The 16780-nt window shown below is 32.1% G+C and carries 16 protein-coding genes; all 16 read left to right on the forward strand.

Annotated elements, in window-relative coordinates:
• The first annotated feature begins 22 nt into the window (after window positions 1-22).
• The 16 genes from grdB (at window position 23) to C0982_RS02950 (ending at window position 16745) form a co-directional block, all read left to right on the forward strand.
• Window positions 23-1330 carry a glycine reductase complex selenoprotein B gene (gene grdB, locus C0982_RS02875; RefSeq protein ID WP_101772714.1) on the forward strand — a complete coding sequence of 436 codons (1308 nt, stop codon included), beginning with the start codon at window positions 23-25 and terminating at the stop codon, window positions 1328-1330.
• A gap of 79 nt (window positions 1331-1409) precedes the next feature.
• Window positions 1410-2939, forward strand: coding sequence for a glycine/sarcosine/betaine reductase complex component C subunit beta (gene grdC, locus C0982_RS02880; protein ID WP_101772715.1), 1530 nt, complete (start codon window positions 1410-1412; stop codon window positions 2937-2939).
• A gap of 9 nt (window positions 2940-2948) precedes the next feature.
• Entirely contained in the window at window positions 2949-4091 is a 1143-nt protein-coding gene (gene grdD, locus C0982_RS02885; protein ID WP_101772716.1) for a glycine/sarcosine/betaine reductase complex component C subunit alpha, read from the forward strand.
• Window positions 4092-4372: 281 nt separating this feature from the next.
• Complete coding sequence (nox, locus tag C0982_RS02890) at window positions 4373-5710, forward strand: H2O-forming NADH oxidase (RefSeq protein WP_101772717.1); 1338 nt, start codon at window positions 4373-4375, stop codon at window positions 5708-5710.
• A gap of 189 nt (window positions 5711-5899) precedes the next feature.
• Window positions 5900-6916 carry a heat-inducible transcriptional repressor HrcA gene (gene hrcA, locus C0982_RS02895; RefSeq protein WP_101772718.1) on the forward strand — a complete coding sequence of 339 codons (1017 nt, stop codon included), beginning with the start codon at window positions 5900-5902 and terminating at the stop codon, window positions 6914-6916.
• A 30-nt stretch (window positions 6917-6946) separates the two neighbouring features.
• Window positions 6947-7567 (forward strand): nucleotide exchange factor GrpE, encoded by a 621-nt coding sequence (grpE, locus tag C0982_RS02900; protein WP_101772719.1) that lies wholly within the window; start codon window positions 6947-6949, stop codon window positions 7565-7567.
• Window positions 7568-7651: 84 nt separating this feature from the next.
• Window positions 7652-9496, forward strand: coding sequence for a molecular chaperone DnaK (dnaK, locus tag C0982_RS02905; protein ID WP_101772720.1), 1845 nt, complete (start codon window positions 7652-7654; stop codon window positions 9494-9496).
• 119 nt (window positions 9497-9615) lie between these two features.
• Entirely contained in the window at window positions 9616-10782 is a 1167-nt protein-coding gene (gene dnaJ, locus C0982_RS02910; protein ID WP_101772721.1) for a molecular chaperone DnaJ, read from the forward strand.
• A gap of 140 nt (window positions 10783-10922) precedes the next feature.
• Window positions 10923-11867, forward strand: coding sequence for a 50S ribosomal protein L11 methyltransferase (prmA, locus tag C0982_RS02915; protein WP_101772722.1), 945 nt, complete (start codon window positions 10923-10925; stop codon window positions 11865-11867).
• 17 nt (window positions 11868-11884) lie between these two features.
• A complete protein-coding gene (locus C0982_RS02920; protein WP_101773209.1) occupies window positions 11885-12667 on the forward strand; it encodes a 16S rRNA (uracil(1498)-N(3))-methyltransferase in 783 nt (260 codons plus the stop codon).
• Window positions 12664-13962 (forward strand): tRNA (N(6)-L-threonylcarbamoyladenosine(37)-C(2))-methylthiotransferase MtaB, encoded by a 1299-nt coding sequence (gene mtaB / locus C0982_RS02925; RefSeq protein WP_101772723.1) that lies wholly within the window; start codon window positions 12664-12666, stop codon window positions 13960-13962. Before C0982_RS02920 ends, mtaB begins: the two co-directional genes overlap by 4 nt.
• A 34-nt stretch (window positions 13963-13996) precedes the next feature.
• Window positions 13997-14320: a putative heavy metal-binding protein gene (locus C0982_RS02930; protein ID WP_101772724.1), complete on the forward strand. Its 324-nt coding sequence runs from the start codon at window positions 13997-13999 to the stop codon at window positions 14318-14320.
• A 25-nt stretch (window positions 14321-14345) separates the two neighbouring features.
• A complete protein-coding gene (locus C0982_RS02935; RefSeq protein ID WP_101772725.1) occupies window positions 14346-14690 on the forward strand; it encodes a histidine triad nucleotide-binding protein in 345 nt (114 codons plus the stop codon).
• Window positions 14691-14868: 178 nt separating this feature from the next.
• Entirely contained in the window at window positions 14869-15048 is a 180-nt protein-coding gene (gene rpsU, locus C0982_RS02940; protein WP_002844447.1) for a 30S ribosomal protein S21, read from the forward strand.
• Window positions 15049-15069: 21 nt separating this feature from the next.
• Window positions 15070-15510, forward strand: a complete 441-nt coding sequence (locus C0982_RS02945) for a GatB/YqeY domain-containing protein (RefSeq protein ID WP_101772726.1) — start codon at window positions 15070-15072, stop codon at window positions 15508-15510.
• Between the two features lie 146 nt (window positions 15511-15656).
• Entirely contained in the window at window positions 15657-16745 is a 1089-nt protein-coding gene (locus C0982_RS02950; RefSeq protein WP_101772727.1) for a TDT family transporter, read from the forward strand.
• The last annotated feature ends 35 nt before the right edge of the window (window positions 16746-16780 follow it).

Genomic DNA, 16780 nt, shown 5'->3' on the forward strand with positions numbered 1-16780 from the left:
AAGGTCTCTATAGGAGGAAAGTATGTCAAAAATTAGAGTTGTTCACTATATAAATCAATTTTTTGCGGGAATAGGTGGAGAAGAAAAAGCTGATGTAAAGCCAAGCATAGCCGAATCTATTCCTCCAGTAAGTAAGCAGTTAGAAGGTAAGCTTGGAGAAGATTTTGAAATAGTTGCTACAGTTATATGTGGTGATGGATATTTCAATGAAAATATTGAAGGTGCAAGCGAAGAAGTATTGGATATGATAAAAAGCAATAACCCAGAGCTATTTATAGCAGGACCTGCTTTTAATGCTGGAAGATATGGAGTTGCTTGCGGTACTATAACTAGTGTAGTTAAAAATAGATTAAACATACCTTGTGTGACTGGAATGTACATAGAGAATCCAGGAGCTGACATGTACAAAAAAGAGATATACATTGTTGAAACAGCAAATTCTGCTGCTGGTATGAGAAAATCTTTACCAAAAATGGCAAAATTAGCTGCAAAACTAGCTAAGGGAGAAAAAATAGGAACTCCTGATGAGGAAGGCTACTTAGAAAGAGGAGTGAGAGAAAACTTCTTCTCAGATAAAAGAGGATCAAAAAGAGCTGTAGAAATGTTAATATCTAAAATTAACGGAGAAAAATTCACTACAGAATATCCAATGCCTAATTTTGATAGAGTAGATCCAAACCCAGCTATAGCAGATATATCTAAGGCAACAGTTGCAGTTTGTACATCAGGTGGTATAGTTCCAAAGGGTAATCCAGATAAAATTGAATCATCTAGTGCATCAAAGTATGGAGAATACGATATAACTGGTCTTGATTATTTAACATCTGAAGGATGGGAAACTGCACATGGAGGGTATGATCCATCATATGCAAACGAAAATCCTAACAGGGTACTTCCTGTAGACGCGCTAAGAGAGTTAGAAAAAGAAGGTGTTATTGGAAAACTTCATAATAAGTTTTATTCAACAGTTGGAAATGGTACAGCAGTTGCATCATCAAAAGCTTATGCATCAGAATATGCACAGAAGCTAAAAGATGATGGTGTAGATGCAGTTATTATGACTTCTACGTGAGGCACTTGTACTCGTTGCGGTGCAACGATGGTTAAAGAAATAGAAAGAGCTGGTATACCAGTAGTACATATGTGTACAATAGTCCCTATTTCTATGACAGTTGGTGCGAATAGAATTGTTCCGACAATTGCTATTCCATATCCACTAGGAAATCCTAACTTAGAAGCTAAAGAAGAAAAAGAACTAAGAAAAAATTTAGTTGAAAAAGCCTTAAGAGGGTTAGAAACAGAAGTTGAAAGCCAAACAGTATTTGAGTAATTAAATTATTTATAAGATGACAAACCTTGATGAAATATTGAGGTTTGTCATATTTAATAATATTTTGGAGGTAAAATATATGTCTTTTCCAGTTTTTAAAGGTGCAGGGTACATACTAGCACACACACCAGATATGATTATTAGAAATGGAACAACTTTCACAGTTGAACAAGAGTTAAATCCTGATTCGGATTTTTTAAAAGAAGCTAAAAGTAAAATAAGAAGCTATGAAGAAGTTGTGAACTATATACCGAACCAAGTATATATAGGTAATGTTAGACCTGAATTTTTAAGTGATAAAAAATTGCCTTGGTGTGAAATTGAACATAAGGGCGAAAGAAATGGGAAATTTGGGCAAATAATACCTCAAAATGAATTCTTAATGCTAATGAAAATTTCTGACGCATTTGAGTTAGTGAAATTGTCGAATGAATTTATTGAAAATGAAAAAGAAAATTTTGAGAAAAATTATCCTGAGTTGGGAGAGTTTTTTGATTTAATAAAGGGAGAAAATATTTCAGATGCTGATGAGCTTATAAAAGCGCATGTAGCTGAAGGTTTATATAATAATGATGAGCTAGTTGGATATGTAAAAAGAGCCCACGATGTGGATGTAAATTTAAATGCACATACTATGTTTGAAAATCTTGTTGTTAAAGCTTCAGGAATAGCATCTACAGTTGAGCTTTTAAGAAGTACAAAAATAGATAAAGAAGAAATAGACTATGTAATCGAATGCTCTGAAGAAGCATGTGGAGATATGAATCAAAGAGGTGGAGGTAACTTTGCAAAGTCAATTGCTGAAATAGCAGGGTTAAAAAATGCCAGTGGCTCAGATACAAGAGGATTTTGTGCAGCACCAGTGCATGCATTAATAAATGCAGCAGGTCTTGTTAAATCTGGAATTTATAAAAATGTAGTCGTAGTAGCTGGAGGTGCTTCAGCAAAGCTTGGAATGAATGCAAAAGATCATATTAAAAAGAACCTTCCAATATTAGAAGATGTAGTAGGTGGATTTGCTATTTTAGTATCTGAAAACGACGGCGTAAATCCAATAATAAGAACAGATATGATTGGAAAGCACAGCGTTGGAACTGGATCTGCGCCTCAAGCAGTAATGACAGCTCTTATAACTCAAGGGCTAGATAAAGGCGGGTTAAAAATACCAGATGTGGACACTTTCTCAGTAGAAATGCAGAACCCTGATATTACTAAGCCAGCTGGAGCAGGTAATGTTCCTGAATCAAACTATAAAATGATAGGTGCACTTGCTGTTACTAGAAAAGAGCTAGAAAAAAGTGAATTAAAGAACTTTATAACTAAGCATGGATTACCTGGGTGGGCTCCGACACAAGGGCACATTCCATCAGGAGTACCATATGTAGGATTTATGATTGATGATTTGACTAGTGGAGATAAAAACAGAACTATGATAGTAGGAAAGGGAAGTTTGTTCCTAGGTAGAATGACCAACTTGTTTGATGGTGTATCTTTTGTGGTAGAAAGAAATAAAGGAGACATTGATGAATCGTCAGCTTCTAAAGAAGACATCAAAAAAATAATTGCAGAGTCAATGAGGAATATAGCTCTGGATTTTCTAAAGGAGTAGGTGATAATTATGTCTAAAAAATTAATTGCAGATACTTTTTTTGAAATTGCAGATGCGATAGAAAGCGGAAAGTTTGAAAAAAAGAAGAAAATAGGTTTGACTACTTTAGGAAGCGAACATGGTTCTGAAAATCTTATTAATGGAGCAAAATTAGCAAATAATGGTGATTTTGAAATTGTTTTGATAGGAAAGGGAGACTCTGAGTTTGAATCCTATGAAACAAAAGATGAAGAAGAAATGTATCAAAAAATGGAAGAATTATTGGATTCAAATGTTATACAGGCTTGTGTAACGATGCATTACAATTTTCCTATAGGAGTTTCAACTGTGGGGAGAGTAGTCGTTCCTGCGAATGGTAGAGAAATGTTTATATCTTCAACAACAGGTACTACTGCAACAGATAGAATAGAGTCCATGGTTAGAAATACAATCAATGGAATTGCTGCAGCTAAGTCTTGTGGAATAAAAAAACCAAAAGTTGGAATTCTAAATGTTGATGGAGCAAGACAGGTTGAAAATATCTTAGTAGATTTAAAAAACTCCGGTTACGAAATTGATTTAGCTGAATCGATGAGAGCAGATGGAGGACATGTTATGAGAGGGAATGATCTACTAGCTGCGACACCAGATGTTATGGTTAGTGATACTCTTACAGGAAATTTACTTATGAAGATTTTTTCATCTTTTAATACTGGTGGAAATTATGAAGCTGTAGGATATGGATACGGGCCAGGTATAGGTGAAAATTACAACAGAAATGTATTTATTCTATCAAGAGCTAGTGGAACTCCAGTTGTTGCGAATGCATTAAAATATGCAAATGACGTAGTAAGCAATGATATAAATGAAATAGCTAAAAAAGAGTATGAAAATGCTAATAAGTGCGGATTAACTCTAAAAATAGAAGAAATTAAATCTAAAAAGTCTGTTCAGGTAGAAGAAGAGAAGATAGAAGCTCCTGATAAAGAAGTAGTTACAGAATCAATTGCTGGAATAGATATACTTGATATTGAAGACGCGGTGAAATCGCTGTGGAAAGAAAAGGTATATGCAGAGAGCGGTATGGGATGCACAGGTCCAGCGATAATGGTTTCAAAAGAAAAGTTAGAAATTGCTATGAATGTTTTAAAAGAAAATAAATACATAATATAATAAAATATATTTAAGATGCTGAATTCAATGATATAAAAATAGCGAAATATGGTAAATAATAAAATAAAAAGTGATAAAATATAAAATAAATTTTAAAGTATAAACGTGATATTACAAGAACTACAGGGTTATCGCATAATTTTTTTTAACAATTTTTTATAAAAAATTGTTAAAAAAGTGTTAGGATAACAATTTCATGGGTAAAAAGATAGAGAAAGAAAAAACTCGATTTAAATGATAAAAAATCAATTAAAAAATAATTAACTAACCAGGAGGATGTTATGAGTAAAATTGTAGTAGTAGGTTCAAATCATGCGGGTACAGCAGCAATAAAAACTATTTTAGGGAATTATCCAAATAATGAAGTTGTTGTTTATGACAGAAACAGTAATATATCTTTCTTAGGATGTGGTATGGCATTGTGGATAGGAGATCAGATATCTAAACCGGATGGTCTTTTTTATGCTGATAAGGAATCTCTTGAAGCAATGGGAGCAAAAGTTAACATGGAAGCTGATGTTCAAAAAGTTGATTTTGATAATAAAAAAATATACGTAAAATTGAAAGATGGATCTGAAATAGTAGATAGTTATGACAAGATAATTTTAGCTACAGGTTCTCTTCCTATAATACCTAATATAGAAGGAAAAGAGTTAGAAAACGTACAACAGGTAAAACTATATCAGAATGCTCAAGAAGTAATCGATAAGTTAGAAAATCCTGATATTAAGGATATAGTAGTTGTAGGTGCAGGATACATAGGTGTAGAATTAGCCGAAGCTTTTGAAAGAAAAAATAAAAATGTAACTATAGTAGATATAGCTGATACAAACTTACCAGAATACTATGATCAGCCATTTACTGATTTAATGAAAGAAAACCTTTCAAGTCATGGAATAAACCTTGAATTTGGACAGACTGTTCAAGAAATAAAGGGAACAGACGGAAAAGTATCTTCAGTTGTTACTAACAAAAAAGAAATAAAAGCTGACATGGTAATCTTATCAGTTGGATTCAGACCAAATAATGCATTAGGTAAAGATAAGTTAGACTTATTTAGAAATGGTTCTTACCTAGTAAATAAAAAGCAAGAAACAAGTGTAGCAGATGTATATGCAATAGGAGATTGCGCTACTGTATATGATAATGCAATTGACAACACTAGCTATATAGCATTGGCAACAAACGCTGTTAGAAGTGGTATCGTAGCTGCTCATAACGCTGCTGGAACAGAAATAGAATCTATTGGTGTTCAGGGATCAAATGGTATATGTATATATGACCTTAAGATGGTTTCTACAGGAATTACAGTAAATAAGGCTAAGAAACTTGGTCTTGATGTTTCATATACTGACTTTGAAGATACTCAGAAACCAGGATTTATTGAAACAGAAAATCCAAATGTTAAATTAAGAATTGTTTATGATACAAAAACTAGAGTGGTATTAGGTGCTCAGATGGCTTCTGAATATGACATGTCTATGGGAATACACATGTTCTCACTTGCTATACAGGAAAAGGTGACAATAGATAGATTAGCTCTTCTAGATATATTCTTCTTACCTCACTTTAACCAACCTTACAACTATATAACAATGGCTGCATTATCAGCAAAATAAGTAGAATTTTAAGGCTCCAGTGAAATACTGGGGTCTTTTTTTATATAATTATCAAATAAAAATTAAAAAAAATAAAAAACGTATTGACATAAAATAAAATTGGTGGTATAACAATATTAGATAGTTTTAGCACTCAAACTCAATGAGTGATAATAGCATAAAGATCTATTTATGAGAGAAGGTGAAGCTATGGATCTTACTAACAGACAACTAAATATTTTAAAGGCCATAGTAAAAGATTACATTGAGACTGCTGAAGCGGTCGGATCTAGAACTATTTCAAAAAAATATGATTTAGGCGTTTCTGCAGCCACAATAAGAAATGAAATGTCAGATCTTGAAGATTTGGGTTATTTAATTCAGCCACATACTTCAGCTGGAAGAATACCTACTCAAAAGGGATATATCTTATATGTAGACACTCTTATGGGAGGTACTGAATTAGAAGATTACGAAAAAGAAATACTTCAGAAGTTATTCAAGGATAATTTTAACAGAGTAGATAATTTAATAGAAGAATTATCAAAAACCTTATCGAATCTAACTAATTATACTACGATAGCTGTATATGATAGTGGCAAAGATACGCACACGATAAAGTATATTCAGCTAGTGAATTTATCTGAAAATAAAATACTTTTAATAGTAGTTTCTGATGAAGGCGATATCAAAAGTAGAGAATTTGATACAACAGAAGATCTGCCGCAAGCTAAATTAAATTTGATATCATCTAATTTATCAAATAAACTATCTGGAAAAAAAATAAGTGAATTAGATGAAAATATGATCTCTTACATAAAGTATGAAATAGGAGAGTATTCAGAAATTGTGGATGATCTTGTAAGCTTATTAAACACTTCTTCAAAGGAGGAAGATTATAAGATATCTATGAATGGTGCCACTAATATTTTTTACTATCCTGAATTCAATGATATGGTAAAAGCAAAGTCTTTCTTAAATATGCTAGAAGAAAAAGAAAGCTTGGCAAAAATTATTGATGAAAAAGGTATACAAAAAGATAATCTAAATATAGTGATAGGAAAAAATGATGATACTTTGAGTACAGATTTAAGTATTATAACGGCTACTTACAATGTACAGGACAATCTAAAAGGAAAGATAAGTTTTATTGGACCGACAAGAATGGACTATTCTAAAATATACTCTATTTTAAATTATATGAGTCTACTTTTAGACGGTAAGTGATGATAATTTATACAATAAAAATGAAAAGAGGTGTGTATTTTGGAAAAAGATATAAAAAACTCTAAAGAGGAAACTAAAGAAGAAAAGGTAGAAGGCACGCAAATAAATAATGAAGAAAATTCAGAGACTGTTGCTGAAAATGAAGAATTGCTAGTTGAAGAATCAGAAACATCCGACATTGAAGATTCTGGTGAGCCTGAACCTCAATTCAAGGTTAAGCAGCTTGAAAACAAAATAAAGGAACAAGAAGAATCTTATGCAAGGTTAACTGCAGAATATGCAAATTTCAGAAGAAGAACTTCTGATGAAAAAGCGAGCATAAGCTTATATGCAAATGAAAAAGTAATGAATGAATTGATTCCAGTAATAGATAATTTAGAAAGAGCTCTTAGCTCATCTGATAATAAAGAAGATTCTCTATATAAAGGAATAGATTTGGTTCACAAACAAATGTTAGATGCTCTTAGCAAAGCTGGAATGGAAACTATTGAGGCCAATATTGGAGACGATTTTGATCATAATTTTCATATGGCGGTAATGCAAGAAGCTAGTGAAGAATTTGAATCAAATAAGATAATCATGGTATTACAAAAAGGATATAAATTAGGCAATAAAATTCTTAGAGCAGCTATGGTGAAAGTATCTCAATAGACACATCATACAGCCTAAGTTATATAATAAATAAATTAAATATAATAATAAGTACAAATATATTAAACATATGGAGGTATAAAAATGGCAAAAGTTATAGGTATAGATTTAGGAACAACTAACTCATGTGTAGCGGTATTAGAAGGTGGAGAGCCTGTTATAATCGCTAATAATGAAGGTATGAGAACAACTCCTTCAGTTGTAGCTTTTACAAAAGAAGGAGAAAGATTAGTAGGAGAGCCTGCTAAGAGACAAGCAGTTACAAACTCAGATAAGACAATATCATCAATAAAGACTCATATGGGAACTGATTATAAGGTAAATATTGATGGAAAGAATTATACTCCACAGGAAATTTCTGCTATTATATTACAGAAATTAAAGGCAGATGCAGAAAGCTATCTTGGAGAAAATATAAAAGAAGCTGTAATCACAGTACCAGCGTACTTCTCAGATGCTCAGAGACAGGCTACAAAAGATGCAGGTAAAATAGCTGGATTAGAAGTTAAGAGAATTATCAACGAGCCAACAGCAGCAGCGCTAGCTTATGGACTTGATAAATTAGATCAAGAAAAGAAAGTACTTGTATTTGACTTAGGTGGAGGTACATTTGACGTATCTATTCTTGAAATAGGTGATGGTACATTTGAAGTCCTTGCAACAGCAGGTAACAACAAGCTAGGTGGAGATGATTTCGACCAAATTATAATAGATTACTTAGCAGATGAATTCAAGAAGTCAGAAGGTGTAGACTTAAGAAGTGACAAGATGTCTTTACAGAGATTGAAAGAAGCTGCTGAAAAGGCTAAAAAAGAGCTTTCTTCTACAATGACAACTAATATAAACCTTCCTTTCATAACTGCAACTGCAGAAGGTCCAAAGCACTTAAATATAGATTTAACTAGAGCTAAATTTAATGAATTAACAGCTTCATTAGTTGCAAAGACTATGGAACCTACAGAAAGAGCTATAAAGGATGCTGGAATATCTGTATCTGAAATAGATGATGTTTTATTAGTAGGTGGATCTACAAGAATACCAGCAGTTCAAGATGCTGTTAAAAAGTTTATAGGAAAAGATCCTCACAAGGGAATAAATCCTGATGAATGTGTTGCTGCAGGTGCTGCAATACAGGCGGGAGTATTGACTGGTGAAGTAAATGATATACTTCTTCTAGATGTAACTCCATTATCATTAGGTATTGAAACAATGGGTAACGTATTTACTAAAATAATAGAAAGAAATACTACAATCCCTGCTAAGAAGTCACAAGTTTTCTCAACTGCTGCTGACAACCAAACAGCTGTTGATATACACGTACTTCAAGGTGAAAGATCAATGGCATATGACAATATTACACTAGGAAGATTCCAGCTTACTGATATACCACCAGCAAGAAGAGGAGTGCCTCAGATAGAAGTTACTTTTGATATAGATGCGAATGGTATAGTAAATGTAACAGCAAAGGATTTAGGAACTGGAAAAGAACAGAAAATTACTATAACATCTAACACAAATATGTCAGAAGAAGAAATTCAGGCTAAGGTTAGAGAAGCAGAAGAAAATGCTGATGCAGATAAGGCTAAAAAAGAAAAAATTGAAGCAGTAAACCACGCTGAATCAGCTGCTTACCAAACTGAGCAGACTCTAAACGATCTAGGAGATAAGATTAGTGCTGCTGAAAAGACTGATATCGAAGAATCTATAGCAAAGGTTAGAGAAGTTAAAGATAACCAAAATGCTACAGTTGAAGAAATTAATGCTGCAGTTGATGAACTGATGAATAAGTTCCAGAAGATTTCTCAAGAAATTTACTCTAAGGCTCAGGCAGAAGGTGCAGATCAGTCTCAACAAGGTCAGGCTGATGGATCTGGAAAATCAGATGACAATGTAGTGGATGCTGACTTTACAGAAGTAGACGATAAGTAAGATAGTATAAAATAATATAGACATCCAAGTTGTTTTAGAATATAATTTAAAGAGTTGGTATAATAGCTTGTGGTATTTGCCACAAGCTATTGTCTATTAAAAAAAGGAAGGTGTTAGTTTTGGGTACAAATAAAGATTATTATGATATTTTAGGTGTATCAAAAACTGCTGATGAAAAAGAGATAAAAAAGGCTTATAGAAAACTTGCTATGAAGTACCATCCAGATAAAAATCCAGATGATAAAAGTGCTGAGGAGAAGTTTAAGGAGATTAATGAAGCCTATGAGGTTCTTTCTGACTCTGAAAAGAGAAATATATATGACCAGTACGGCGCAGATGCTGTAAATAACCAAGGTGGTTTTGGAGGCGCTGGTGGCTTCGGTGGAGCTGGCGGATTTGAAGATATATTTGATATTTTTGGTGATATGTTTGGAGGAGGTTCAGGCGGATTTGGAGGCGGATTCGGCTCAGGATTTGGATCAGGTAGAAGAGGTCCTATGAGAGGTGAAGACATCAGACAATCTGTTAATATTGATTTTGAAGAAGCAGCTTTTGGTAAAAAAGTATCTTTAAAAGTAAAGAAAAGAGAAGAATGTGATGTTTGTCATGGTACAGGTGCAAAGCCGGGAACATCAAAGAAAACTTGTTCAATGTGTCAGGGGACAGGTGTAGTAAGAGATGTAAAGCAAACACCATTTGGTAATATTGCAACTCAACACGAGTGTCCAAAGTGCCATGGAACTGGTGAAGAAATAGATGATCCTTGTACAAAATGTAGCGGAAGTGGTTCAGTTAGAACAACAAAGACTATTGAAGTGGATATTCCAGCGGGAATTGATGATGGTCAGATGATAAAGCTACAAGGTCAGGGTGAATTTGGTGAGCTTGGAGCACCGAGGGGAGACTTATATATACTTATAAATATAAGACCTCATAAACAGTTTAAGAGAGAAGGGTATGACGTTTATATAGATATGCCAATATCTTTTGCTCAGGCAGCCCTTGGAGATGATATTGAAGTTCCTACTATTGATGGAAATGTTAAATACTCTGTTCCAGAAGGTACGCAGACAGGAACAGTATTTAGATTAAAAGGCAAGGGAATTAAAAAGATGAACTCTTCAAATAGGGGAGATCAGTATGTCAAGGTAGTAGTAGAAACTCCTAAAAAGCTTACTGACAAGCAAAAAGAACTATTAATTCAATTTGCAAGCGAAAGTGGAGAAACTGTTCAAGAAAATAAAAAGTCGCTTGGCCAAAAAATTGAAGACTTTTTTTCGAAGTAAATAAGAACATCATAAATTTTAGCGATATTAATTTTATTTTATGAGATTAATATCGCTTTTTTATGTTACTATGATATAGTAGGATAATTTTAGACAAAAATATAAATAAAAATAAAAGTGACATAATTGGAGGGATAAAATTGAACGAATCTTGGATTGAAGTATCAATAAAAACAACTACTGAGGCAGTCGAAGCCATAACAAATATATTATTTGAAAATGGAGCTCAAGGAGCAATGATAGATGACCCTAAAGACTTTATGTTTCAAAAAGCACATGAATATGATTGGGATTATGTTGAAGAAGATATGTACAGAAGAAGCGATGAAGCAGTAGTTATAAAAACATATATTCCTGAGGAAAAAAATGTATCAGAATTTATCAGTATAATTAGTGAAAAAATTAAAAATTTAAGTAGCTTTGGATTAGATATAGGTGAAGGAGAGGTTACTACAAACTCTGTAAAAGAAGATGATTGGGCGAATAACTGGAAACAATATTACAAAACTTTTAAAATAGGTGATAGAATTGTAATAAAACCTCAGTGGGAAGAATATTCATCAAAAGATAATGAAATAGTTATTGAAATGGACCCAGGCATGGCTTTTGGAACAGGTAGCCATGAAACAACTAGTATGTGTATAGAAAATATAGAAAAATATATAAATAATGATTCTCTAGTGATAGATATAGGAACTGGAAGTGGAATACTAGGTATTATAGCAGCAAAGCTAGGTGCAAAAGAAGTCATAGGAATTGATATAGATGAATTGGCAGTTAAGGTGGCAAAACAAAATATATTGAATAATAATGTTGACGAAAAAATGAGTGTGGTATGTGGAAATTTAGCTGATGATATAGATAAAAATAAAAAAGCAGATATTGTTGTGGCAAATATAATGGCGGATATAGTAATATTTCTATCAGATAGCGTGAAGTCGTTTTTAAAGGAAGATGGAGTTTTCATTACATCGGGTATAATATTAGATAAAATAGACGAAGTATCAAGTGCACTTGAAAAAAATGGATTTACTATAGTTGATATACAAAAAAAAGGTGAATGGTCTTGCATAGTTGCAAAATAAAGCGAAAGGATCAATTTATGGATAGATTTTTTGTTAACCCAGAAAATATTGATTTAGAAAATAAAAAACTTAAAATATCTGGAGAAGATGTAAAGCATATAACTAAAGTACTTAGATTAGGTATAGGAGACACTGTTGAAGTATGCGATTCAAATAACAGTGAATACATATGTGAGATCGACAGTATTGAAAAAGAATATATAGATCTAGATATAGTTGACAAGGTTGAAATAAATAGAGAAAGCAATATTAGAGTAAAGCTTTATCAAGGTTTACCCAAAAGTACAAAAATGGAAATAATTTTGCAAAAACTGACTGAATGTGGTGTTTCTGAGATTGTCTTAGTAAATACGAAGAGAACAGTTGTAAGTTTGGATAATAAAAATATTGATAAAAAATTGCAAAGATGGGAAAGAATAATATATGAATCCTCAAAGCAAAGTAAAAGAGGTCAAATACCGAAATTAGTAGGAGTGCTTGATTTTAAAGAAGCTCTTGAAGATATGAAAAATAATGATTTTAATATATCGGCTTATGAAAGTGAACAAGTCACTGGAATTAAAGAAGTATTGAGATCAGATAAAGTTGTTGATTTAATAAAACAAAAAAAGGAAATCACAATAGGCATATTCATAGGTCCAGAAGGCGGATTTACAGAGCAAGAAAATAAACAAATAATAGATGAAGGTATTAGTTCTGTTAGTTTAGGGCCTAGAATATTAAGGACAGAAACGGCATCTATTGTTGCAAGTGCAATTGTTTTATATGAACTAGGAGATATAGGAGGAAGAACAGATTGAAAAAGGTAGCATTTTACACATTGGGTTGCAAAGTTAATCAGTATGAAACTGAAGCTATGCTAGAAATGTTTGAAAATAGAGGATATACCAATGTAGAAAGCGAAGAATATGCAGATGTATATGTTATAAATACGTGTACAGTTACGCATATGTCAGATAGAAAATCAAGACAATACATAAGAAGAGTAAAAAAGAAAAATCCAGATGCATTAATAGCAGTAGTTGGATGTTATTCACAAGTTTCACCAGAGGAAATTTTGGATATAGAAGAAGTGAATTTAGTCATGGGAACAAACGACAGAAGATCTATTGTCGATAAAATAGAAGAGTTAAACACAGAATCTAAGGTCAGTACAGTGGATGACATTATGAAGGTCAGACAATTCGAAGAGACTGAAATAACTCAAACCAATGGAAAAACAAGAGCTTTTATAAAAATACAAGATGGATGCGATAGATACTGTACTTACTGCATAATACCTTATGCAAGAGGAAGGATAAGATCAAGAAATCTTGAAGGAATTATAAAAGAAGTTAAAAAATTGGCGGATAATGGATATCGTGAAGTTGTATTGACGGGTATTCATGTAGCCTCATATGGTAAGGATCTTGACGAGGATATAAGCCTATTAGATGTAATAAAAGGTGTTTCTAAAATAGATAAAATAGAAAGAATAAGATTGAGCTCAGTTGAACCAATATTATTTAGTGAAAAATTTGTAGAAGAAATTTGTAAAATTAAAAAATTAGTTCCACATTACCACCTTTCTCTTCAAAGTGGATGTGATGAAACTTTAAAAAGAATGAATAGAAGATATACAGTTTCAGAATATGAAGAGATTGTAAATACTTTGAGAGAAAAGATTCCCAATGTTTCTATAACGACAGACGTGATAGTAGGATTCCCTGGAGAAACAAATGAAGAGTTTTCAAAAACATTGGCATTTTTAAAGGATATAAGTTTAATGCATATGCATGTATTTAAGTATTCTCCTAGAAAAGGAACTCCTGCTGCAAAGATGAAAGATCAAGTAGATCCTCAGTTGAAGCAAATGAGAAGTGATGCGCTTTTATCATTGTCTACTAAGAATTTTAAAAAATTTGCAGAAAAATTCTCTGATACAAAATTGAAAGTTTTGTTCGAAGAAGTAGATAAAGACGGAATGTATGAAGGTTTGACGGATAATTATATAAGAATTAAAGCATTATCAAATATCGATATCACTGGAAAAATACTTGAAGTTAAAATTAAAGAAATAAAAAATGACTATTGTATAGCAGATGTGATATTATAATATAAAGATAAACTTAAAAATAAGGGGGCATTTTATGATTATAACAACTACTGGGCATGTTGAAGGTAAAGAAGTTCAAGAATATGTAGGTATTGTATTTGGTGAAGTAGTAGCCGGTGTTAACTTTTTAAAGGATATTGGAGCAGGGTTAAGAAACTTTTTTGGTGGAAGAAGTGAAGGTTATGAAAACGAATTGTTAGAAGCTAGAGAAAATGCATTAAAGGAAATGGAGCAAAGAGCCATAGCTATGGGTGCAGATGCAGTAATAGGAATGAAAATGGACTATGAAGTGCTGGGCGCAGATAATGGAATGCTAATGGTTACATGTTCTGGAACAGCTGTGAAATTAAGATATTAAATAAAATATAGAGGAGTGATTTATTATGGATTGTATTTTTTGTAAATTGGCAAACGGTAAAATTGAAACTGAATTAGTATATGAAGATGATAAAGTGGTTGCCTTCAATGATATGAATCCAGTTGCACCTATTCATATACTAGTTGTACCAAAAGAGCACTATGCTAGTTTGGAAGATATCCCTGAGGAAGACATAGGGATAATAGCAGATATTCATAGTGCAATCAAAAAGATTTCACGAATGAATGGATTTAGCAAAGATGGATATAGAGTTATTAATAATTGTGGAAAAGATGGTGGTCAAGAAGTAGATCATATACATTACCACGTATTGGCAGGAAAGCCAATGAAAAAGTTGATTTCTGAATAAAGGACTTTTGTTTCAGGTTTTATTACTTTAATCTTACATAATTAAACGCTTAATTAAAAAACGATAAAATAAAGATATTAAAAGACTTGATAAACAAGTGAATTTAGATTATAATATTATGGTATTAAGCTATTAGGTTAGCCTAATAAACCGCTAAATTGTGGGGGAGGTGAAACAGATGTCAGAAGTTAGAGTAAGAGAAAACGAATCATTGGATAGTGCACTTAGAAGATTTAAACGTCAGTGTGCTATGTCTGGCATAATGTCAGAAGTTAGAAAAAGAGAACACTATGATAAGCCAAGCGTAAAGCGTAAGAAAAAGGCTGAAGCTGCTAGAAGAAAAAACGCTAAAAGATAGTAATTAAAAGAGGTGAAGGGGATGTCCCTTAAAGTGAAATTGCAAGAAGATTTAAAATCTTCTATGAAAAATAAAGACATAGTCAAAAAGTCAGTAGTTACATTAATTAGATCGGCTATAAAGCAACTTGAAGTTGACAATAGAGTTGAACTAGATGATGAACAAATTATCGACATAATTTCAAAACAATTAAAGCAGAGAAATGATTCTTTGATTGAATTTGAAAAAGCCGGTAGACAAGATCTGATGGATGAGACAAAATCTGAAATACAAGTTTTAATGGAATACTTACCTCAACAATTAAGCGAAGAAGAACTAGAAGTAATCGTGATTGATACAATATCCAAAGTAGGAGCCACTTCTATGAAAGATATGGGGAAAATCATGTCTGAAATTAAGCCAAAGGTAGTTGGACGTGCCGATGGTAGAAAAATTAATGAACTTGTTAAAAAGAATTTGTAAAATACTAGCATTGTCTAATTTATGGAGCTATACAACTTGTTGTGTAGCTCTTTTTCTATGCATTAAATTATAAAATCAAAAAAATGGTAAATAATATAGATGTGTGATATAATATAGCATATATTTTAAATAAGAGGTGATATTAATTGAAGGATTTCTTGTCCAAAATACCTCTGCCAATTACAGTTTTAGCCCTTGGATGGGTTTTACTTAGTAGTATTTTTCAGGGTGTAATTCCATTAATAAGCGATATATCAGTAATTATATCACTTATATTGATTGTGTTGTCGATACTTAAAATAATATTTGATATAAAGAATTTTTACTTATCAATTAAGTCATCTGTCGGATTATCACTTTTTTCCGCATTCAGCATTTCGCTGATGCTTATTTCAGTGTGGATGAAGGGTGTTCTGGGACAGGCTAATATATATATATGGGCGACTGGAGTTGTATTACATATCATCATAATGATTTTATTTACGATAAGATATGTAATCAATTTTAATATCAAATATGTTTTTGCAAGTTGGTTTCTTGTTTATTCAGGCTTAGGTATGGCAAGTATAACGTGTAAAGAATTTGGAATGATAGTATTTGGTGGAGCGGTTTTTAAATTTACTATAGTAGTATCAATTATATTAGTACCATTTATTGTTGTGAGGTTGTTTAAAAGATCTACCACAAATGCAGCCAGACCACTATTTTCACTAATAAGTATACCAATAGGTATTATATTACCATCATATATAGTTGTATCAGAATCGATAGTATTAGATAGACTGTGGGTTATGTTTTTCATCTCACAAATTATACTTCTTCTTGTTATTATTAACATGTTGAGTCAAATGTATAGGGGATTTTATCCTAGTTTATCTTGCTATGCAGCATCTTCTGCAGCAACGCTGTACGCAGCTAAATTTTTTAGTAACTACTTAAAAGAAAATAAAATATATAACCAATACTTAGATTATGTGTTGTATGGGGAGTATTTTTTAGTTTTCATAATATGTGCGGCAATATTACTTATATATTTTATAAAAATTCTTACAGAAGTGAAAAGTAAAGATAAAGGTATCAATTCAATAAAGACAGATTCTAGAAGTGTTAAAAATATTAGTGAAAAAAAGTTATCTTTGAAAAGTAATGAAGAGAGAATAAATAAAAAATATAAACCTAAGAAAAGTAGTGAAGAACCTAAAAAAGTTGAAGATATGAGTGACTTATTAGACTAAAATCACATAATAAAGGAATGATTTTTTTGTGAAAA

The organism is Peptostreptococcus faecalis (assembly GCF_900240845.1).
GTDB classification, from domain to species: Bacteria; Bacillota; Clostridia; order Peptostreptococcales; family Peptostreptococcaceae; genus Peptostreptococcus; species Peptostreptococcus faecalis.

Bases quoted from the DNA above. Each gene is read 5' to 3' on its own strand.
- grdC (WP_101772715.1), top strand. From the start codon at position 1,410: ATGTCTTTTCCAGTTTTTAAAGGTGCAGGGTACATACTAGCACACACA.
- grdD (WP_101772716.1), top strand. From the start codon at position 2,949: ATGTCTAAAAAATTAATTGCAGATACTTTTTTTGAAATTGCAGATGCG.
- nox (WP_101772717.1), top strand. From the start codon at position 4,373: ATGAGTAAAATTGTAGTAGTAGGTTCAAATCATGCGGGTACAGCAGCA.
- hrcA (WP_101772718.1), top strand. From the start codon at position 5,900: ATGGATCTTACTAACAGACAACTAAATATTTTAAAGGCCATAGTAAAA.
- dnaK (WP_101772720.1), top strand. From the start codon at position 7,652: ATGGCAAAAGTTATAGGTATAGATTTAGGAACAACTAACTCATGTGTA.
- C0982_RS02920 (WP_101773209.1), top strand. From the start codon at position 11,885: ATGGATAGATTTTTTGTTAACCCAGAAAATATTGATTTAGAAAATAAA.
- C0982_RS02930 (WP_101772724.1), top strand. From the start codon at position 13,997: ATGATTATAACAACTACTGGGCATGTTGAAGGTAAAGAAGTTCAAGAA.
- C0982_RS02935 (WP_101772725.1), top strand. From the start codon at position 14,346: ATGGATTGTATTTTTTGTAAATTGGCAAACGGTAAAATTGAAACTGAA.
- rpsU (WP_002844447.1), top strand. From the start codon at position 14,869: ATGTCAGAAGTTAGAGTAAGAGAAAACGAATCATTGGATAGTGCACTT.
- C0982_RS02945 (WP_101772726.1), top strand. From the start codon at position 15,070: ATGTCCCTTAAAGTGAAATTGCAAGAAGATTTAAAATCTTCTATGAAA.